The organism is Lysobacter yangpyeongensis (assembly GCF_042655745.1).
Classification (GTDB): domain Bacteria; phylum Pseudomonadota; class Gammaproteobacteria; order Xanthomonadales; family Xanthomonadaceae; genus Agrilutibacter; species Agrilutibacter yangpyeongensis.
On the sequence record NZ_JBHSNM010000003.1, the window covers coordinates 130,154 to 148,560 of the forward strand.

At 67.7% G+C, this 18,407-nt stretch carries 19 protein-coding genes and 1 tRNA gene; 18 read left to right on the forward strand and 2 right to left on the reverse strand.

Features of this window, described 5'->3' with window-relative positions:
- The 18 genes from ACFPN1_RS10885 to ACFPN1_RS10970 all read left to right on the forward strand — a co-directional run bounded on the left by ACFPN1_RS10885 (window position 1) and on the right by ACFPN1_RS10970 (window position 15,826).
- Complete coding sequence (locus ACFPN1_RS10885; protein WP_386754994.1) at window positions 1-516, forward strand: GNAT family N-acetyltransferase; 516 nt, start codon at window positions 1-3, stop codon at window positions 514-516.
- Between the two features lie 30 nt (window positions 517-546).
- On the forward strand, window positions 547-1,155 hold the full coding sequence (locus tag ACFPN1_RS10890; RefSeq protein WP_386754995.1) for an esterase/lipase family protein: 609 nt from the start codon (window positions 547-549) through the stop codon (window positions 1,153-1,155).
- Window positions 1,156-1,245: 90 nt separating this feature from the next.
- Window positions 1,246-1,977 (forward strand): YebC/PmpR family DNA-binding transcriptional regulator, encoded by a 732-nt coding sequence (locus tag ACFPN1_RS10895; protein WP_386754996.1) that lies wholly within the window; start codon window positions 1,246-1,248, stop codon window positions 1,975-1,977.
- 110 nt (window positions 1,978-2,087) lie between these two features.
- A complete protein-coding gene (gene ruvC, locus ACFPN1_RS10900; protein WP_386754997.1) occupies window positions 2,088-2,609 on the forward strand; it encodes a crossover junction endodeoxyribonuclease RuvC in 522 nt (173 codons plus the stop codon).
- Between the two features lie 169 nt (window positions 2,610-2,778).
- On the forward strand, window positions 2,779-3,369 hold the full coding sequence (ruvA, locus tag ACFPN1_RS10905; protein WP_386754999.1) for a Holliday junction branch migration protein RuvA: 591 nt from the start codon (window positions 2,779-2,781) through the stop codon (window positions 3,367-3,369).
- A gap of 36 nt (window positions 3,370-3,405) precedes the next feature.
- Entirely contained in the window at window positions 3,406-5,325 is a 1,920-nt protein-coding gene (locus ACFPN1_RS10910; protein ID WP_386755000.1) for a potassium transporter Kup, read from the forward strand.
- A gap of 110 nt (window positions 5,326-5,435) precedes the next feature.
- The gene (gene ruvB / locus ACFPN1_RS10915; protein ID WP_386755001.1) at window positions 5,436-6,491 is read left to right on the forward strand and encodes a Holliday junction branch migration DNA helicase RuvB; all 1,056 of its coding nucleotides are present in this window, start codon (window positions 5,436-5,438) and stop codon (window positions 6,489-6,491) included.
- A 146-nt stretch (window positions 6,492-6,637) separates the two neighbouring features.
- On the forward strand, window positions 6,638-7,045 hold the full coding sequence (ybgC, locus tag ACFPN1_RS10920; RefSeq protein ID WP_386755003.1) for a tol-pal system-associated acyl-CoA thioesterase: 408 nt from the start codon (window positions 6,638-6,640) through the stop codon (window positions 7,043-7,045).
- Window positions 7,042-7,842, forward strand: a complete 801-nt coding sequence (gene tolQ / locus ACFPN1_RS10925) for a protein TolQ (protein ID WP_386755004.1) — start codon at window positions 7,042-7,044, stop codon at window positions 7,840-7,842. The genes ybgC and tolQ overlap by 4 nt, the downstream gene beginning before the upstream one ends.
- A 66-nt stretch (window positions 7,843-7,908) precedes the next feature.
- Window positions 7,909-8,367, forward strand: coding sequence for a protein TolR (tolR, locus tag ACFPN1_RS10930; RefSeq protein ID WP_386755005.1), 459 nt, complete (start codon window positions 7,909-7,911; stop codon window positions 8,365-8,367).
- Complete coding sequence (locus ACFPN1_RS10935; protein WP_386755006.1) at window positions 8,364-9,278, forward strand: TonB C-terminal domain-containing protein; 915 nt, start codon at window positions 8,364-8,366, stop codon at window positions 9,276-9,278. The genes tolR and ACFPN1_RS10935 overlap by 4 nt, the downstream gene beginning before the upstream one ends.
- 140 nt (window positions 9,279-9,418) lie before the next feature.
- A complete protein-coding gene (tolB, locus tag ACFPN1_RS10940; protein WP_386755007.1) occupies window positions 9,419-10,759 on the forward strand; it encodes a Tol-Pal system beta propeller repeat protein TolB in 1,341 nt (446 codons plus the stop codon).
- A 154-nt stretch (window positions 10,760-10,913) separates the two neighbouring features.
- Entirely contained in the window at window positions 10,914-11,429 is a 516-nt protein-coding gene (gene pal, locus ACFPN1_RS10945) for a peptidoglycan-associated lipoprotein Pal (protein WP_386755008.1), read from the forward strand.
- A gap of 72 nt (window positions 11,430-11,501) precedes the next feature.
- Window positions 11,502-12,314: a tol-pal system protein YbgF gene (gene ybgF, locus ACFPN1_RS10950; RefSeq protein WP_386755009.1), complete on the forward strand. Its 813-nt coding sequence runs from the start codon at window positions 11,502-11,504 to the stop codon at window positions 12,312-12,314.
- 54 nt (window positions 12,315-12,368) lie between these two features.
- Entirely contained in the window at window positions 12,369-13,055 is a 687-nt protein-coding gene (queE, locus tag ACFPN1_RS10955; RefSeq protein WP_386755010.1) for a 7-carboxy-7-deazaguanine synthase QueE, read from the forward strand.
- A gap of 50 nt (window positions 13,056-13,105) precedes the next feature.
- Window positions 13,106-13,801: a 7-cyano-7-deazaguanine synthase QueC gene (gene queC / locus ACFPN1_RS10960; protein ID WP_386755011.1), complete on the forward strand. Its 696-nt coding sequence runs from the start codon at window positions 13,106-13,108 to the stop codon at window positions 13,799-13,801.
- A 106-nt stretch (window positions 13,802-13,907) separates the two neighbouring features.
- A tRNA-Lys gene (locus tag ACFPN1_RS10965) sits at window positions 13,908-13,983 on the forward strand.
- Window positions 13,984-14,347: 364 nt separating this feature from the next.
- Window positions 14,348-15,826 (forward strand): hypothetical protein, encoded by a 1,479-nt coding sequence (locus ACFPN1_RS10970; RefSeq protein ID WP_386755012.1) that lies wholly within the window; start codon window positions 14,348-14,350, stop codon window positions 15,824-15,826.
- Window positions 15,827-15,890: 64 nt separating this feature from the next.
- Here the strand turns inward: ACFPN1_RS10970 and recQ are convergent, their stop codons facing one another.
- Entirely contained in the window at window positions 15,891-17,696 is a 1,806-nt protein-coding gene (recQ, locus tag ACFPN1_RS10975; RefSeq protein WP_386755013.1) for a DNA helicase RecQ, read from the reverse strand.
- Window positions 17,697-17,838: 142 nt separating this feature from the next.
- Window positions 17,839-18,393: a Dps family protein gene (locus ACFPN1_RS10980; RefSeq protein ID WP_386755014.1), complete on the reverse strand. Its 555-nt coding sequence runs from the start codon at window positions 18,391-18,393 to the stop codon at window positions 17,839-17,841.
- Window positions 18,394-18,407: the final 14 nt, after the last annotated feature.

Genomic DNA, 18,407 nt, shown 5'->3' on the forward strand with positions numbered 1-18,407 from the left:
ATGCTCGTGCGCCGCGCCACGCCCTTCGACGCAGCCGTGCTGGCGGAGCTGGGCGCGCGCACGTTCACCGACGCGTTCGGGCACCTGTATTCGTCGCAGGACCTGCAGGCCTTCATCGACGAGTCGCACGCGGTGTCCGCGTACGAGAAGCTGCTGGCCAGCCCGCTCTACGCGCTGTGGCTGGCCGAGGCGGACGGCGAGCCGATCGGCTATGCCCTGGCCGGACCTTGCGGCCTGCCGCATGAAGACGCGCGGCCCGGAGACGGCGAACTCAAGCGCCTGTACGTGACCGGGCGCGCGCAGGGCGGCGGCGTCGGCGCGCGACTGTTCGAGGAAGCGCTGGCGTGGCTGGAACGCGACGGGCCGCGCACGCTGTGGATCAGCGTGTGGTCGGAGAACTACGGCGCGCAGCGCTTCTATGCGCGCTACGGCTTCGAGAAGGCGGGGGAATACGAATTCATCGTCGGTCAGCAGCGCGACCGCGAATTCATGTACCGGCGCATTCCGCGCGGGTAAAAAGGCCGCACCCCAAAGCGCCTTTTTCGCATGTCACCACGCGTCGTCCTCATCCACGGCATCTGGATGCCCGCCACCGTCATGGCCTGGATGGCGGCCCGCCTGCGCGAAGCGGGATTCGCCTGCGAAACCTTCAGCTACCACGGCGTGACGCGCGGACCAGAGGAAGCCGTCGGACGTCTGCGCGAGATGCTGTCTGCCGGCCCGGCGCACGTGCTGGCGCACAGCCTGGGCGGGCTGGTGACACTGGAGGCGTTGCGCGGGCAACCGCAGATTCCGGTCGAACGCGTGGTGTGCCTGGGTTCACCCCTGCGCGGCAGCGGCGCGGCGCACGGCATGCGCCAGCGGCCCTGGGCCGCGGCGATGCTGGGGCAGGCCGCGGACCTGCTCGAGCGCGGCTTCGAGCGGTGGCCGGGGCCGGGCGAGCTCGGCTCGATCGCCGGCACGCTGCCGCATGGTCTGGGGCATGTCTTCGGCGGTTTCCGCGACGAGCACGACGGTTCCGTCGCCGTCGCCGAAACCCGCCTGCCGGGCATGGCCGACCACGCCGTCATCCGCGCCAGCCACAGCGGCATGCTGTTTTCGCCCGAAGCGGCCCGGCTTGCCATCGCGTTCTTCCGCGAAGGCCGCTTCCTCTGATCCGTTCCGGCAGGGCCCGGGGCTGTCCGCCCGCCGGCGCCGGGGCGGGGTAAAATTCCGCCTTCGTCACAGGTTACGCACGGAACATCCATGGGTAGAGGCCCTTCCATCGAGGCCCGCAAGAACGCGGTCGACGCGCAGCGCGGCAAGATCTTCACCAAGATCATTCGCGAGATCAGCGTCGCGGCACGCGCCGGCGGCGGCGATCCGTCCGGCAATCCGCGCCTGCGTTCGGCCGTGGACAAGGCGCTGTCGGTCAACATGTCCAAGGACGTGATCGAGCGCGCGATCAAGAAGGCCACCGGCGAACTGGAAGGCGTGACCTACGAGGAAATCCGCTACGAAGGCTACGCGCCGGGCGGCGTCGCGGTGATCGTCGACTGCCTCACCGACAACAAGGTCCGCACCGTCGCCGACGTGCGCCATGCCTTCGGCAAGTTCGGCGGCAACCTCGGCACCGACGGCTCGGTGTCCTTCATGTTCAAGAAGCTCGGCGTGCTCTCGTATGCGCCGGGCGCGAACGAGGAAAAGATCACCGAAGCGGCGATCGAAGCCGGCGCGGACGATATCGTCGTCTATCCCGAAGACGGTGCGATCGACGTCATCACCTCGCCCGAATCCTTCAACGAAGTGAAGGCGGCGATGGAAGCGGCCGGCCTGGCGCCCGACCTCGCCGAAGTCACGATGCGCGCCGACAACGACGTCGCCGTCAGCGGCGAGGCCGCGCAGCAGGTCGTGAAGATGCTGCGCTGGCTGGAAGACATGGACGACGTGCAGAACGTCTATTCGAATGCCGACCTGGGCGAGGATGCCTACGCCTGACCGGCGTAAGCTGTCGACGTGACCCGAATCCTGGGAACCCTTCGTCTCCGCGCGCTTCGCGCACTGCGCTCACGGCGGTCGGCGTTCGCTGTCGGCGGAGCAGGTCGCTCGTGACCCGCATTCTGGGTATTGACCCCGGCTCGCAACGCACCGGCGTCGGCATCGTCGACGCCGATGCGACGGGGCGTCCGCGTTACGTTTTCCATGCTCCGCTCGTGCTGCTGGGCGAGGGCGAATTCCCGCAGCGCCTCAAGCGGCTGCTCGACGGACTGGCCGACATCATCGAAACCTACCGGCCGGACGAGGTCGCGATCGAAAAGGTCTTCATGGGCAAGAGTGCCGATGCCGCGCTGAAGCTCGGGCACGCGCGCGGCGCGGCCCTGTGCGCCGCGGTGATGCGCGATCTGCCCGTGCACGAATATGCCGCCAAGGAAATCAAGCTGGCCGTGGTCGGGCAGGGCGGTGCGGACAAGGTGCAGATCCAGCACATGGTCGGCGTGATGCTGAACCTGCAGGGCAAGCTGCAGGCCGACGCGGCCGACGCGCTCGCGGTCGCCATCACGCACGCGCACGTGCGCTCGACCGCGCAGCGGCTGGGTGTGACCACGAAACAGGCTTGGGGACGCAAATGATCGGTCGCCTGAAAGGCATCCTCGTGTACAGGCAGCTGCCGTGGGCGAAGCGACATGCTTGCGAGCCACTGGCTCGCACGTCGGTGAGCGCCCGGACATGGATGGCAGGGCAGTCCATGACGTTGCGCCATGGACGGCTTCGTGACCTGCGATCCATGGAGTCGCCGCGATGATCGGACGCTTGAAGGGTACGTTGGTGCACAAGCAGCCGCCGTGGCTGGTGGTCGACGTCAACGGCGTCGGCTACGAGCTCGAAGCGCCGATGAGCACGTTCTACGACCTGCCCGAACTCGGTCGCGAGGTATCGCTGTTCACCCATTACGCGCAGAAGGAGGACAGCGTTTCGCTGTACGGCTTCCTGCGCGAAGGCGAACGCCGGCTGTTCCGCGACGTGCAGAAGGTCAGCGGCATCGGCGCGAAGATCGCGCTCGCCGTGCTCTCCGGCGTCAGCGTGGACGAATTCGCGCGTTTGGTGCAGGCCGGCGATGTCACCGCGCTGACGCGCATTCCCGGCATCGGCAAGAAGACCGCCGAGCGCATGGTCGTGGAACTGCGCGACCGCGCCGCCGACCTCGCGGGCGCCGGCGCGACCCTGAACCTGTCCGGTGCCCCGGCCGATCCTCAGTCCGAGGCGGTGGTCGCCCTGCAGCAGCTCGGCTACAAGCCGGCCGAGGCCGCGCGCATGGCCGCGGCCGCCACGGCGGCCGGCGACGACGCTGCCACCATCATCCGCAAAGCGCTAAAGTCCGCGCTCCGCTGACGCCGCCGCACCGCGTCTTCAGAACAGGGAAGGCCCATGGCCGTCACGAGCAACACCAATTCCCACGCGCACGGCCACAACGGCCATGGCAACGTGGGCCTGTTCGGCCTGATCGTCGGTGCCATCGGCGTCGTCTTCGGCGACATCGGCACCAGCCCGCTGTACACGATCAAGGAAGCCTTCATTCCGCACTACGGCCTGACACCGGATCACGCGACGGTGCTCGGCATCCTGTCGCTGATCTTCTGGGCGCTGATGATCGTGGTGACGTCCAAGTACGTCACCATCATCATGCGCGCCGACAACGAAGGCGAGGGCGGGATCATGGCGCTGATGGCGCTGGCGCAGCGCACCCTCGCCAAGGGCTCGCGCTCGGCCTATGCAGTCGGCATCCTCGGCATCTTCGGCGCGTCGCTGTTCTTCGGCGATGGCGTGATCACCCCGGCGATCACCACGCTGTCGGCCATCGAGGGCCTGGAAGTCGCGGCGCCGCAACTGCACATGTGGATCGTGCCGATGACGCTGGCCGTGCTGGTGCTGCTGTTCTGCTCGCAGCGTTTCGGCACCGAGCGCGTGGGCAAGGTGTTCGGGCCGGTGATGGTGGTGTGGTTCCTGTCGCTGGCCGCGATCGGCATCTGGAACATCGGCCACAACCCCGAAGTCTTCCATGCGCTCAACCCGGTCTGGGCGATGCGCTTCTTCATGGAGCACGGGTGGCACGGCATCTTCATCCTCGGCGCCGTGGTGCTCGCGGTGACCGGCGGCGAGGCGCTGTATGCCGACATGGGCCACTTCGGCGCGCGGCCGATCCGGCATGCGTGGTACTGGTTCGTGCTGCCGGCGTTGATGCTGAACTACTTCGGCCAGGGCTCGTTGGTGCTGGAAGATCCGGCCGCCGCGCGCAATCCCTTCTACATCGCCGTGCCGGAATGGGCGCGCTTCCCGATGATCGCGCTGGCCACCGCGGCGGCGGTGATCGCCTCGCAGGCGGTCATCACCGGCGCCTATTCGGTGGCGCGGCAGGCGATGCAGCTGGGCTACATCCCGCGCATGCTGATCAAGCACACCTCGAAGGAAACCATCGGCCAGATCTACGTGCCGGGCATCAACTGGACGCTGATGATCGCGGTGATCGCGCTGGTGCTGACGTTCCGCACCTCCACCGCGCTGGCCTCGGCCTACGGCGTGTCGGTGTCCGGCACGATGCTGATCGACACGCTGCTGCTTGCGCTGGTCGCGCGCAGCACCTGGCCGCGGGCTCGGGCCTGGGTGCTGCCGATGTGCCTGTTGTTCGCGATCGTCGAAGTGGCGTTCCTGATCGCCAACGGCTCCAAGTTCCTCGACGGCGCCTGGTTCCCGGTGGTGCTGGGCCTGCTGGTGTTCACCGTGCTGCGCACCTGGCGTCGCGGACGCGAACTGCTGCACGCCGAGATCCGCAAGGAAGGCATCCAGATCGACACCTTCCTGCCCGGCCTGATGCTTGCGCCGCCGGTGCGCGTGCCGGGCACGGCGGTGTTCATGACCGCGCAGACCGGCGTGGTGCCGCACGCGTTGCTGCACAACCTCAAGCACAACAAGGTGCTGCACGAACGCAACGTCTTCCTCACGGTGGAAACGCTCAACGTGCCCTACGCGCCGAAGGAGAAGCGCCTGAAGATCGATTCGATCGGCGGCGAGGACTTCTATCGTGTGGTCATCAAGTTCGGCTTCATGGAAACCCCCGACGTGCCGCTGGCGCTGATGCGCAGCTGCGACCTGGGCGGCATCCATTTCGATCCGATGGAAACGACGTACTTCGCCAGCCGCGAAACCGTCGTCGCCAGCCGCCACCGCGGCATGCCGGTGTGGCGCGACAAGCTGTTCGCGGTCATGCACCGCAACGCGGCACCGGCGACGGGCTTCTTCCGCATCCCGGGCAACCGGCTGGTGGAGCTGGGCGCGCAGGTGGAGATCTGATGGTGCCGGGATTGGGGATTCGGGATTAGGGATTCGCAGGAGCGAATCGGTGGCCTGCGCCTGTTAGTCTTTTCACTAATCCCGAATCCCCCCTCCCGAATTCCGGCCCCATGACCGATCGCATCGTTTCCCCCGCCGCCACGCGCGAAGAGGACGCCATCGAGGCGTCCATCCGTCCCAAGCGCCTGGACGAATACCTCGGCCAGGCGCCGGTGCGCGAACAGATGCAGATCTACATCGAGGCGGCGAAGCAGCGCGGCGAAGCGCTCGACCACGTGCTCATCTTCGGCCCGCCCGGCCTGGGCAAGACCACGCTCAGTCATGTCATCGCCAATGAACTCGGCGTCAACCTGCGACAGACTTCGGGACCGGTGATCGAGAAGGCCGGCGATCTGGCGGCGTTGCTCACCAACCTGCAACCGCACGACGTGCTGTTCGTCGACGAGATCCATCGCCTCTCGCCCGTGGTCGAGGAGGTGCTGTATCCGGCGATGGAGGACTACCAGATCGACATCATGATCGGCGAGGGCCCCGCGGCGCGTTCGATCAAGCTCGACCTGCCGCCGTTCACGCTGATCGGCGCCACCACGCGCGCCGGCCTGCTCACGGCGCCGCTGCGCGATCGCTTCGGGATCGTGCAACGGCTGGAGTTCTACAGCGCCGAAGAGCTGACCCGCATCGTGCGTCGCTCCGCGCAGATCCTGGGCATCCACTGCGATGCCGATGGCGCCGCCGAAATCGCCCGGCGCTCGCGCGGCACCCCGCGCATCGCCAACCGCCTGCTGCGCCGCGTGCGCGACTACGCGCAGGTGAAGGCCGCCGGCGCGATCAGCCGTGAAGTCGCCGATGCGGCGATGAAGATGCTCAAGGTCGACCCGGAGGGATTCGACGACCTCGACCGTCGCCTGCTCACGACGATCATCGATGCCTTCGATGGCGGCCCGGTGGGTGTGGAATCGCTGGCGGCCGCACTCAGCGAGGAGCGCGGCACCCTCGAGGACGTGATCGAGCCGTACCTCATCCAGCAGGGCTATCTGGTGCGCACTGCACGCGGTCGCATGGCCACGCACAAGGCGTACCGGCACATGGGTTTCAAGCCGAAGACGGGGCCGTCGGACCTGTTTGCCGAAAGCGCGGGAACGGGGAACGGGGAACAGGGAATGTGAGTTCCCCCGCACTTTGCCGGCCCCGCTTCATCCGGCATGGTCCGCGACCCGTCGAACAGCTTGCTCGCGCGGCACAATCCGCGCGGCGGCCATCGCCCGTTCCTGTTCCCCATACCCTGTTCCCCATTCCCGCGAATTCTTAACGCATGTTCAGCCACCCCGTCCGCATTTACTGGGAAGATACCGACGCAGGCGGCGTCGTGTATCACGCGCAATACCTGGCCTTCCTCGAACGTGCACGCAGCGAATGGATGCGTGCGCAGGGATACGGGCAGGAACTGTTGCGACGCGATCACGGTCTGCTGTTCGCGGTGCGCGCGATGCAGCTCGATTTCCTCAAGCCGGCACGGCTGGACGATGCGCTCGATGTCACCGCGGCATTGCACGAATGCCGCCGCGCCAGCGTGGTCTTCCGGCAGCAGATCCGCCGCGGCGACGACGTGCTGCTCACCGCGACGGTGCGTGTCGCCGCGCTGGGCACGGACTTCCGGCCGACGCCCATCCCCCAACCGCTGTACGACGAATTGAACGCACTGGTGGAGAAAGACGCATGACCCCCGCAACCCTCGTGGCGATGCAGGCCACCGTCGAAGCCCTCCCGGAAAACGCGCCGGCCCAGGCTTCGGCCCTGGCGGAGACGGCCGCCAACTCCGGTGCCGTCGCGGCGGCCAACGCCAACCTCGACCTGGTGCGGCTGGTGCTCGATGCCAGCCTGCCGGTGCAGCTGATCATGGCGCTGCTGATCGTGGCTTCGATCGTGTCGTGGGTGATCATCTTCCGCAAACGCAGCGTGATCTCACGCGCGCACAAGGAAGCCGAACGCTTCGAGGAGCGCTTCTGGTCCGGCGCGGAACTGACCAAGCTGTATGCCGGCGCCACGCAGGGCCGGGGCCCGTCCGGCGGCATGGAAGCGATCTTCGAAGCCGGTTTCCGCGAATTCGGTCGCCTGCGCCAGCGCAAGGGCGTCGATGCGCGCGTGCAGCTCGAGGGCGCGCAGCGCGCCATGCGCGCGACCGGCTCGCGCGAGATCGACGGACTGGAGCACAACCTCGAACTGCTCGCCAACATCGGCTCCACCGCGCCCTACATCGGTCTGGTGGGCACCGTGTTCGGCATCATGGTGACCATGCACGGACTGCTCGCCAGCGGTGCGCAGGTCGGCATCAAGGACGTGGCGCCGGGCATCTCCGAGGCGCTGCTGGCCACGGCGATGGGCCTGTTCGTCGCCATTCCCGCGGTGTGGGCCTACAACCGCTTCGCCAATGGCGTGGAGCGGCTGGCCGTGCGCTACGACGCCTTCTCCGAAGAGTTCTCCTCGATCCTGCAGCGCCAGGCGCACGCGGACGAGTGAAGCCCCATTGTCCGGCGCGGCGCGTTGAACGCGGCGCCGGAAGGTCGAACGAATACGAGAGTCGCCATGACTGCCCTTTCCATGCGCCGCCATCGCAAGCGCAAGCTCAAGGCCGAAATCAATGTCGTGCCTTACATCGACGTGATGCTGGTGCTGCTGGTGATCTTCATGGTTACCGCGCCGCTGCTGACGCTCGGCGTGGATGTCGACCTGCCGCAGACCAATGCGAAGTCGATCAATCCGAAGGAAGACACTATCGTTGTCAGGGTCGATCCGAATGGATCTTATGCGCTGGTCACGAAGGATGACCCCACGCCCCGATCAATGACGCCGAAAATGCTGGAAGCGCGGGTGCGTGCGATCGTCAGCCAGAACAAGGACGCCTCGTTCCTTGTTGCCGCCAGGGGCGAGGGCAAGTACCAGGACGTGATGGATGCCATGGCGCTGCTCCAGCGCGCCAACGTGAAGAAGATCGGCCTGATGAGCGATCCCAAATCCACCAGCGGCACGGGCACCCGCAGATGAGGGAAACCCCTGCCGATACCGCGCAGGCCCTCGTACTGGCCCTGGTGTTTCACCTGGCGTTGTTCGCCGTGCTTTTCTTGGGCCTGTGGTGGACGCGCAGCGCGACGCCCCCGGCAGCCGGCGCGATTTCTGCCGAGCTCGTGGACGCCAGCCAACTGTCGTCCGCGATGCGCCGTGCGCTTCGGCAGGAATCGTTGCCGGTGGAGGACGTCGAACCCGAACCGGAACCCTTGCCGGAACCGCTGCCCGAGCCGGTCGAGCCCCAGCCCAAGCCGCAGGACTTCATTCCGGTTCCGGACGAGGTCAATCAGGAAGCCGTCGTCGAGCAACCGACGCCCACGCCTGCGGAAGAAAAAAAGCCGCAGGAAGCCAGACAGAAGCAGGAGCAGGTCGACCTGACCGAGCAGGAACGGCAACAGGCCGTGCAGCGCAACCAGCGCCTGGTCGAGCAGGACATCCAGCGGCAGAAGCAACTGGAAGACATCCGCCGCCGCCGCGCCGCCGCCGCGCACGAAGCCGCGCTAGCCGAACAGCGGCTGGCCCAGCTCGCCAGTGCCCGTTCGCGCAACGCCGCCGAAGCCGCCGCGCAGACCGATGCGGTGGCGACCGGGGCGAATGGCGTGGACGACGGCCTCAAGGCGCGCTACGCCGCCGCGTTGCAGGCCGCGATCCTCGCGAAGTGGACGCGCCCCGACACCGTGCCCCTGGGCGCCACGTGCCGCCTGAGCATCCGGCAACTGCCGGGTGGGCAGGTGATGGGCGTCGAAGTGGCCTCGCCGTGCTCGTACGACGAACAGGGCCGCCGCTCCATCGAGGCGGCGGTCCTGAAGGCACAGCCGTTGCCGTATGCCGGCTTCGAGGCAGTCTTCTCGCGCAATCTGACCCTCAATTTCCGCGCAGAAGAGCGCTGACCGCCGATTTGCCCCTTCAGGCCTCCCGACCGGGGCTTGAGCCGGTGTTAACCAAACTGTTGTTAAGAATGATGAAACTGAACGAGGCCGGATCCGGCCTCCCCGCTGCGCCACTTCCCCCTGTCTGCTCCGGAGCGCTGATGAATCCATCCTCGCCGCATGGCCTGCCCCGTTTCCCGCTGCGCTGGCTGGGCGCGTTGTTCGCGCTGCTGCTTCCCTTGGCCGCCACGGCCCAGCAACAGGGACTGGAGATCGACATCGTCGGCGGCAACGCCTCGGCGGTGCCCATCGCCGTGATCCCGATGCAGGGGCCGACTACGTTGCAGACCGACGTGGCGAAGGTGGTGGCGAGCGACCTGAACCGCTCGGGCTCCTTCCGCAGCCTGCCGGACAAGGACATCGTCGAGCGGCCGACGCGCGGCAACGAAATCAACTTCCCGACCTGGTCCGCGCTCAACCAGGACTACATCCTGGTCGGCCGCGTGCTCGAGGCGGGCGAGGGCACCTATCGCGTCGAATACGAACTGTTCGACGTGGCGCGCAAGGAGCGCCTGCTCGGCTTTGCGTTGACCGGGCCCAGCAGTGCGATGCGCGATATTGCCCATCAGATCGCCGATGCGGTGTACGAGAAGGTCACCGGCATCCGCGGCGCCTTCTTCACCCGCATCGCCTACGTCACCGCGACCGGCAGCGGCAAGGCGATGCGTTACGCGCTGATGGTCGCCGACAGCGACGGCTACAACCCGCAGACGGTGGTGCGTTCGTCCGAGCCGCTGCTGTCGCCGGCCTGGAGCCCGGACGGTAACCGGCTCGCGTACGTGAGCTACGAAGGCGAAGGCCACAATTCCACGATCTACATCCAGACCATCACCTCGGGCGCACGCGAGCTCATCGCCAAGTTCCGCGGCATCAACGGCGCGCCGTCGTTCTCGCCGGACGGGCGCAAGCTCGCGCTGACGCTGTCCAAGACCGGCAATCCCGAGATCTACGTGATGGATCTGGGCAGCCGCGCGCTGACCCAGATCACCAACCACTTCGCGATCGACACCTCGGCGGTGTGGAGCGCGGACGGCAGCACCCTGTACTTCACCTCGGACCGCGGCGGCAAGCCGCAGATCTATCAGGTGCCGTCGTCCGGCGGCGGCGCCACGCGCGTCACCTTCCAGGGTAGCTACAACGCCGATCCGACCATCTCGAGCGACGGCAAGAAGCTGGCGACGACCCAGCAGAACGGCGGTGGTTACCGCATCGCGATGATGGACCGCAGCATTGGTGGTTCCTGGAGCAATCTGTCGCCGGGCTCGCTGGACGAATCGCCGAGCTTCGCGCCGAACGGAATGATGCTGCTCTACGCCGCGCGCGAGGGACGCCGCGACGTGCTCTATGCCGTGTCCTCGGATGCGCGCGTCCGCCAGCGCCTGGTGCTGGCCGACGGCGACGTGCGCGAGCCGGCGTGGGGGCCCTATCGCACCCACAGGTGAGGCGGTGGGCGGCAGGCGGCTCGGACCGCCATGCAAATCCCGTCACGCTCCCCTGTTCATGTTGACTGCTAGTCTAGGTAGTACCGATCCGGATGCCCGTTCAGCTGTACGTGACATCTCCGCCCCGCCCCAAGCTCACAGACGAGGAATAACCATGAACAACACCAGCCGCATTCTTGTCGCAGCGCTCCTGTGCGCTACGGCCGTTGCCTGCTCGAAGAAGGTGAAGGAAGTCCCGCCGGCCGACACCGGCCCGACCACCGCGCCGGTCACCGAAACCCCGCCGACCACCCCGGGCGCCTACGGTCCGGAAGACCTGGACACCGATGCCTGCCTGCGCCAGCGCGTGGTGTACTTCGACTTCGACCAGGATGCGCTGCGTCCGGAGTTCCAGAACATCGTCGCCTGCCATGCCAAGTACCTGCGCGACCGTCCGTCCTCGCGCATGACCCTGGAAGGCAACGCCGACGAGCGCGGCAGCCGTGAATACAACCAGGGCCTCGGCGAGCGCCGCGGCAATGCGGTTTCGTCGGCGATCCAGGCCAACGGCGGCTCGGGCAGCCAGATCACGGTGGTCAGCTACGGCGAAGAGCGTCCGACCTGCACCGAATCGACCGAGGATTGCTGGGCCAAGAACCGCCGCGTCGAAATCGTCTACACCGCGAAGTAAGCCTGTCTGCGCGCCCTTCCCCGCCTGCCGGGGAAGGGCGCGAACTTTTTCGTTTCAGCCGGTCCAACCGACATGCGATCCAGACTCCTGATCCCGCTGCTGCTTGCTGCTTCCGTGATGTCGGCTCCCGCCCTGGCCGCGCGCGTCAGCCTGGCCGACCGCGTGGCCGCGCTCGAGGCACGGGCGAACAACCCCGAGGCCAACGTCGATCTGCTGAACCAGCTGACCCAGCTGCGTTCCCAGGTGCAGGCGCTGCAGGCTCAGGTCGAGGAACTGCAGCGGCAGAACCAGCAGTTGCAGTCGACGTCGAAGGCCCAGTATCTCGATCTCGACGGTCGCCTGAACCGGCTGGAGGGCACCGGCCCGATCGTGCCGCCGCCTGCGACCTCCTCGCCGACGCCGCCCAGTCCGAACGCATCGGCCGTCGCGCCGGCGGTGCAGGACCCGGCTCCCGCGGTCTACGGCGACAAGGGCGCGATCGCCCAGGGCGCCGGGGAGCGCGCGGCCTACGACTCCGCATTCGATGCGCTCAAGGCCGGCCAGTACGCGCAGTCGGCCGAGCGATTCCAGGATTTCCTGCAGCAGTATCCGAACGGAACCTACGCGCCCAACGCGCTGTACTGGCTGGGCGAGAGCTACTACGTCACCCAGAACTACGCGCTGGCGCAGGAGCAGTTCCAGGCCCTGCTGGACCGCTATCCCACCCACGACAAGGCACCGGGCGCGCTGCTCAAGGTCGGCCTCTCGCAATACGGCGCGCATCGGTACGACGAGGCGCAGCGCACGCTCAGCCAGGTGACCAGCCGCTACCCGGGCACGGATGCCGCGCGCACCGCCGCCGATCGCCTCAACGCCATCCAGCTGGGCCGGCTCAATAACAAGTAGCCGGACGCCGGAACAGCCGCCGGACCGTCGGGAGCCGCACGCTACAATGGCGGCATGAATGCCGCTCCGGAAGCGACTTCGCACGAGGCGGCCGCCTCCGCGGATCGCCTCAAGATCACCGAAATCTTCCTCTCCCTGCAGGGCGAAGCCCGCCAGGTGGGCTGGCCTACCGTGTTCGTCCGACTCACCGGTTGCCCGCTGCGCTGCCAGTACTGCGACACCGCCTACGCCTTCCACGGCGGCGACTGGTGGCATGTCGACGACATTCTCGCGGAAGTGGCGCGTCATGGCGTCCGCCACGTCTGCGTCACCGGCGGCGAACCGCTGTCGCAGAAGCGCTGCATCGGCCTGCTGCAGCGCCTGTGCGACGCCGGCTACGAGGTTTCGCTGGAAACTTCGGGCGCGATCGATATCGGCGAAGTCGATCCGCGCGTCTCGCGCGTGCTCGACATCAAGACGCCCGGCTCGGCCGAAGTGCATCGCAACCTGTGGTCGAACCTCCCGCTGCTCACGCCGCGCGACCAGGTGAAGTTCGTGATCTGCTCGCGCGAGGACTACGACTGGGCGAAGTCGGTCGTGGCCGAGCACGGCCTGGCCGATGTTTGCGAAGTGCTGTTCTCGCCCAGTTACACGCAGGTGTCCTCGCGCGAACTCGCCGACTGGATCGTCGCGGACCGCTTGCCGGTGCGATTCCAGATGCAGCTCCACAAGATCCTGTGGAACGACGAACGCGGGCGTTGATGCCGCATCCGGTCGCTCCCTCCATCGAAACAGCAACAAGCGCCGAAATCATGAAGAAGGCCGTCGTACTCGTCTCGGGTGGCATGGACTCCGCCGTCGTCATCGCCATCGCGCGCGAGCAGGGATTCGACGTGCATGCGCTGAGCGTGCGTTACGGCCAGCGCCACACCTCCGAGCTCGATGCCGCCGATCGCATTTCGCGCTCGCTCGGCGCCGTGGCGCATAAGACCGTGAACGTCGACCTGCGCAGCATCGGTGGCTCCGCGCTGACCGACGACATCGCGGTCCCGACCGATGCGGACGGGCATGCCGTCGGCGCGGCGGCGCCGAAGGATGCGATCCCGGTGACCTACGTGCCGGCGCGCAACACGATCATGCTGTCGGTGGCGCTGGGCTGGGCCGAAGTGCTGGGGGCCCGCGACATCTTCTGCGGTGTCAATGCGGTCGACTACTCGGGGTATCCGGATTGCCGGCCGGAGTTCATCGCCGCCTTCCAGAATCTCGCCAATCTCGCGACCAAGGCCGGCGTGGAAGGCGCGGGCCTGCGCGTGCATGCGCCGCTGCAGTTCCTCAGCAAGGCCGACATCGTGCGCGAAGGCCTGCGCCTGGGCGTGGATTTCAGCCAGACCGTTTCGTGCTACCAGGCCGACGCCGAAGGGCGTGCCTGCGGCCATTGCGACGCCTGCCGCCTGCGCGCGGAAGGCTTCGCCGCGGCCGGCGTTGCCGATCCCACCCGTTACGTCTGAACGGGTCGGGTCGTTCCTGGCCTGCAGGAATTCGCAGGCCTGCGCTAGAATGCGCACCCCGGCGCAAGGCCGGGATCGCAACGAATGCCGCGTTGCGCCTTCACGTGGGTCGTTAGCTCAGTCGGTAGAGCATCGGACTTTTAATCCGCTGGTCGTCGGTTCGATTCCGACACGACCCACCAACCGTTCCGTCAGACCTCGCGCCGCGTTGGCGATAACTTCGCCACACTCCCGCGTGCGTGCGTGCGTGCGTGCGTGCGAGCGAGCGAGCGGGCGAGTGGGCGAGCGGGCGAGCGGGCGAGCGGGCCGCCGCGATCGCGGCTCCGGTTTTTGATCGTCGCCGCCGGTTTCGGGAAGCCTTGCTTTCCGGATGAATCCTCCCGAGGTGGGCGATTCCGTGGGCGCTTCCCGAAGCATGACTGCGGCCCACGCGCCGTCCGTCGCCTGCAACTGTGACTGCCGTTTCACTGCGCGCGTAGCGCGATTGACGCGCATGCAGAGCGTCCTGACCATCGGGGCGCCTTTGCCAGTTCCGGGGAGCAACGCATGTTCCGAGTCGCCGCACGCTGGCTGACGGGCGTCGCCGGTTTCCTGCTGCTGGCGTCCACGGCCTTCGCGCAGTGTCCCGCCGCGTTGCCGGTGCAGGGCGCGGCGCCGCCCGGGCCGCTGCCGTTGTTCCCGGCAGACAACTGGTGGAACACGGACATCAGTGCTGCGCCCGTCGATCCCGCGTCGGCGAACTACATCGCCTTCATCAACAACGGCGGCACGCGCAAACTGCATCCGGACTTCGGCGGCGAGGAGTCGCCGGGCAGCACGGCGATCTACGGCTTTCCCTACGCCGTCGTCGATGGCACGCAGGCGAAGCAGGCGGTGACCTTCGATTACTGGGACGAGAGCGACGGCGTCGACTACAACACGACACTGGGCGTGCCGTTCTATCCGATTCCGACGCAGGCGATCACGCAGGCGCACTGGATCGAGGGCGGCGCGCGCGGCACGGTCGACGATCGTTCGGATTCGGACCGGCACCTGCTGATCATCGATTGCGAGAACCGCCGTCTCTACGAGCTGTACAACGTCTGGTATTCGCAGGCGGAGGCGCGCTGGTACGGCGGTTCGGGCGCGTATTTCGACCTGACCCGCAACGATCGCCGTCCGGAAGGCTGGACGTCCGCCGACGCGGCGGGACTGGCGATCTTTCCAGGACTGGTGCGTTACGACGAGGCCGCCGATCCCGCGGTGAGCGAGATCCGCCATGCCTTCCGCGTTACCGTCCGCGCCAGCAACGGGCATGTCTATCCCGCCTCGCATACTGCGGGCAGCACGTCCGGCGCCTTGCCGATGGGCGCACGGCTGCGGCTGAAGAGCAGCGTCAATGGCGCCGACCCGGCGTTGCGCACCAGCGATCCGGCGGCACGCAAGATCTTCCGCGCGATGCAGAAGTACGGCCTGATCGTCGCCGACAACGGTTCGGACATGTACATCTCCGGCACCTTCGACGTGCGCTGGAACAACGACGTGCTCAACCCCGCATTCGGCACGCTCACCGCGAACGACTTCGAAGTGGTCAAGCTGGGCTGGAAGCCCACCGCGGTGGCCCTGTCCGCCGTGAGCGCGAATCCGTCCACCGTCCCGGGCGGCCAGACCGCCACCGGCACGGTCACGTTGACCGCGCCCGCTCCGGCCGGTGGCGCGACGGTGACGTTGTCCGGCGCAGGCGGTGCCTTCTCGGTGCCGGCGAGCGTGCAGGTGCCCGCGGGTGCGAGCCGCGCGGAGTTCACCATCACCGCCGGCTACCCCACGGTGTCCGCCGCCGGCACCCTGTCCGCGACCTATGCCGGCGTGACCCGCACGACGGTCTTCACGGTCAATCCGAACCGGGGGAAACCGATGGTGTGCGATCTGCGCGAGCCCGGCGGCGTCGCGACGGGCGCCACCGCGGCGCCTGCAGTGCGCGCGATCAGGAACCAGCGCGCGGTGCGGCCACCGCAACCGGCCCACACGCGCAGCCGCGCGAAGTGATCGCCGGATAGCCGAGGCGTCGCTCGCGTTACCGGTCGGCGCGGATGTAGCGCGCTCGCAGCGATCAGGCCGCGTCGAACAACTGCTGCAGCACGTCCTCGCCGTAGCGATCGAGCTTGCTCGCGCCGATGCCCGGGATGCGCGCGAGTTCGTCCATGTCTTCGGGCGCATTCGTCGCGATCGCGCGCAGGGTGCTGTCGTGAAAGATCACGTAGGCCGGCACGTTCTGCTCGCGCGCCGTGTTCGCCCGCCACACGCGCAGGGCGTTGAAGCGCACCAGCGCATCGGGCGAGAGGTCGAAATCCTGGTCGCTCGCCGTGTCGCCGCGATCGCGACGGCGTCGCGGCGGCTTGGGTTGTTCGGCACGGAAATGCAGGCTGCGTTCGCCGCGTAATACCGGGCCGGCGGCGTCGGTGAGATGCAGCGCGCCGTGCGCGTCGGCTTCGAGCAGGCCCTGTGCCACCAGCTGGCGGAACACGCTGCGCCACTGGCGTTCGTCCAGGTCGCTGCCGATCGCCCAGGTGCTCAGCTGGTCGTGGCCGAACTGCAGCACCCGCTCGGTGCTCACTCCGCGCAGGATGTCGATGACGTGCGCTGCGCCGAAGCGCTGGCCGCTGCGGTACACGCACGACAGCGCCTTGCGCGCGGCCACGGTGCCGTCCCAGCTCTGCGGCGGCTCCAGGCAGCTGTCGCAATTGCCGCACTGGCCCGCGTGCGCCTCACCGAACCAGCCCAGCAGCGACTGCCGCCGGCACGTGGTCGATTCGCAGTAACCCAGCAGCGCGTCGAGCTTGCGCAGCTCCAGGCGCTTGCGTTCCTCGCCGGCTTCGGACTGCAGGATCAGCTGGCGCAGGTTGATGGTGTCGCCCAGGCCGTAGCAGAGCCAGGCTTCCGCCGGTTCGCCGTCGCGGCCGGCGCGGCCGGTTTCCTGGTAGTAGCCCTCCACCGACTTGGGCAGATCGACGTGCGCGACGAAGCGGACGTCCGGCTTGTCGATGCCCATGCCGAACGCGATCGTCGCCACCATCACGATGCCGTCTTCCTGCAGGAAGCGGCGCTGGTGCGCGGCGCGCGTGGCCGCGTCCATGCCGGCGTGGTAGGGCAGGGCATCGATGCCCAGTTCGCACAGCTGCATGGCGATGCTGTCGACGCGCTTGCGCGAGAAGGCGTAGACGATGCCGCTGTGGCCGCGGTGCGCATGCAGGAAGTCGCGCAACTGCCGCAGCGTGTTGTCCTTCTGCACCACGCGGTAGCGGATGTTGGGGCGGTCGAAGGAACTGACGAAGCGGCGCGCATCCTCCAGAGCGAGGCGCTCGGCGATTTCCTGCCGCGTCGGCTCGTCCGCGGTGGCGGTCAGGGCGATGCGCGGTATCTGCGGCCAGCGCTCGTGCAGCACGGTGAGCTGGCGGTATTCCGGACGGAAGTCGTGGCCCCATTGCGAGACGCAGTGCGCCTCGTCGATGGCGAACAACGCGATGCGCGCGCGATCGAGCAGCGAGAGGAAGCGTGGCGTGAGCAGGCGTTCGGGGGCGACGTAGAGCAGGTCCAGCTCGCCCGCGAGCAGGCGGCGTTCGACGTCGGCGGCTTCGGTCGCGTCGAGCGCGGAGTTCAGGAACGCCGCGCGCACGCCCAGTTGCCGCAGCGCCTCGACCTGGTCCTGCATCAGCGCGATCAGCGGCGAGACCACGATGCCGCAGCCCTCGCGCAGCAGCGCCGGCAGCTGGTAGCACAGCGACTTGCCGCCGCCGGTGGGCATCAACACCAGCGCGTCGCCGCCGTCGGCGACCTGCGCGACGATCTGCGCCTGTTCGCCGCGGAATTCGCGGTGGCCGAAGATGCGATGGAGCAGGTCGAGAGCGGTGTCGGACATGCCGTCATTCTACTGGGCGCAACCGGCAGGCCGGTCGGAAATCGCCGCCACGTTCGCGGCGATTTTTCCCATTCTGCGGCCGCACCATGCGAAAGCCCCGCAGAAGCGGGGCTTTCGTGAGGTCATGCGGTATGCGGGCGCGTCATTCGAGCAGCGAACGCAGCATCCACGCGTTCTTCTCGTGCACCTGCAGCCGCTGCGTCATCAGGTCCACGGTCGGGTCGTCGCCGGCGTCGTCGGCGATCTTGAGCACCTTGCGCGCGGTGCGCGCGACCGCTTCGTTGCCCACGACCAGCTGGCGGACCATCTCCCGCCACGCCGCGGTATCGCTCAGGCCCGGCTCCTCGGGAATCGAGCTGAGGCGGATGAATTCGGCATACGAGCCCGGCGCGTTGTAGCCCAGCGCGCGGATGCGCTCGGCGGTTTCGTCCAGGGCCATCCACTGCTCGTTGTACTGCGTCTCGAACATCACGTGCAGGGTGTTGAACATCGGCCCGGTGACGTTCCAGTGGAAGTTGTGGGTCTTCAGGTAGAGGGTGAAGCTGTCCGAGAGAAACCGCGCGAGTCCCTCGGCGATCTTCTTGCGATCGCCGCCGCTGATCCCGATATCGATCGCGGGCGCGTTGCCTGTCGGCGTTTCCACCGGCTTCGGGGCGGACCGGGACGGACCGGACTTCGTGGGCTTGTTCTTGGCCATGCTCGTCTCCCTGG

What these genes read in the sequence shown, in the direction of transcription:
- ACFPN1_RS10885 (WP_386754994.1), top strand. Translation starts at nt 1, where the DNA reads ATGCTCGTGCGCCGCGCCACGCCCTTCGACGCAGCCGTGCTGGCGGAG.
- ACFPN1_RS10890 (WP_386754995.1), top strand. Translation starts at nt 547, where the DNA reads ATGTCACCACGCGTCGTCCTCATCCACGGCATCTGGATGCCCGCCACC.
- ACFPN1_RS10895 (WP_386754996.1), top strand. Translation starts at nt 1,246, where the DNA reads ATGGGTAGAGGCCCTTCCATCGAGGCCCGCAAGAACGCGGTCGACGCG.
- ruvA (WP_386754999.1), top strand. Translation starts at nt 2,779, where the DNA reads ATGATCGGACGCTTGAAGGGTACGTTGGTGCACAAGCAGCCGCCGTGG.
- ACFPN1_RS10910 (WP_386755000.1), top strand. Translation starts at nt 3,406, where the DNA reads ATGGCCGTCACGAGCAACACCAATTCCCACGCGCACGGCCACAACGGC.
- ruvB (WP_386755001.1), top strand. Translation starts at nt 5,436, where the DNA reads ATGACCGATCGCATCGTTTCCCCCGCCGCCACGCGCGAAGAGGACGCC.
- ybgC (WP_386755003.1), top strand. Translation starts at nt 6,638, where the DNA reads ATGTTCAGCCACCCCGTCCGCATTTACTGGGAAGATACCGACGCAGGC.
- tolQ (WP_386755004.1), top strand. Translation starts at nt 7,042, where the DNA reads ATGACCCCCGCAACCCTCGTGGCGATGCAGGCCACCGTCGAAGCCCTC.
- tolR (WP_386755005.1), top strand. Translation starts at nt 7,909, where the DNA reads ATGACTGCCCTTTCCATGCGCCGCCATCGCAAGCGCAAGCTCAAGGCC.
- ACFPN1_RS10935 (WP_386755006.1), top strand. Translation starts at nt 8,364, where the DNA reads ATGAGGGAAACCCCTGCCGATACCGCGCAGGCCCTCGTACTGGCCCTG.
- tolB (WP_386755007.1), top strand. Translation starts at nt 9,419, where the DNA reads ATGAATCCATCCTCGCCGCATGGCCTGCCCCGTTTCCCGCTGCGCTGG.
- pal (WP_386755008.1), top strand. Translation starts at nt 10,914, where the DNA reads ATGAACAACACCAGCCGCATTCTTGTCGCAGCGCTCCTGTGCGCTACG.
- ybgF (WP_386755009.1), top strand. Translation starts at nt 11,502, where the DNA reads ATGCGATCCAGACTCCTGATCCCGCTGCTGCTTGCTGCTTCCGTGATG.
- queE (WP_386755010.1), top strand. Translation starts at nt 12,369, where the DNA reads ATGAATGCCGCTCCGGAAGCGACTTCGCACGAGGCGGCCGCCTCCGCG.
- queC (WP_386755011.1), top strand. Translation starts at nt 13,106, where the DNA reads ATGAAGAAGGCCGTCGTACTCGTCTCGGGTGGCATGGACTCCGCCGTC.
- ACFPN1_RS10970 (WP_386755012.1), top strand. Translation starts at nt 14,348, where the DNA reads ATGTTCCGAGTCGCCGCACGCTGGCTGACGGGCGTCGCCGGTTTCCTG.
- recQ (WP_386755013.1), bottom strand. Translation starts at nt 17,696, where the DNA reads ATGTCCGACACCGCTCTCGACCTGCTCCATCGCATCTTCGGCCACCGC.
- ACFPN1_RS10980 (WP_386755014.1), bottom strand. Translation starts at nt 18,393, where the DNA reads ATGGCCAAGAACAAGCCCACGAAGTCCGGTCCGTCCCGGTCCGCCCCG.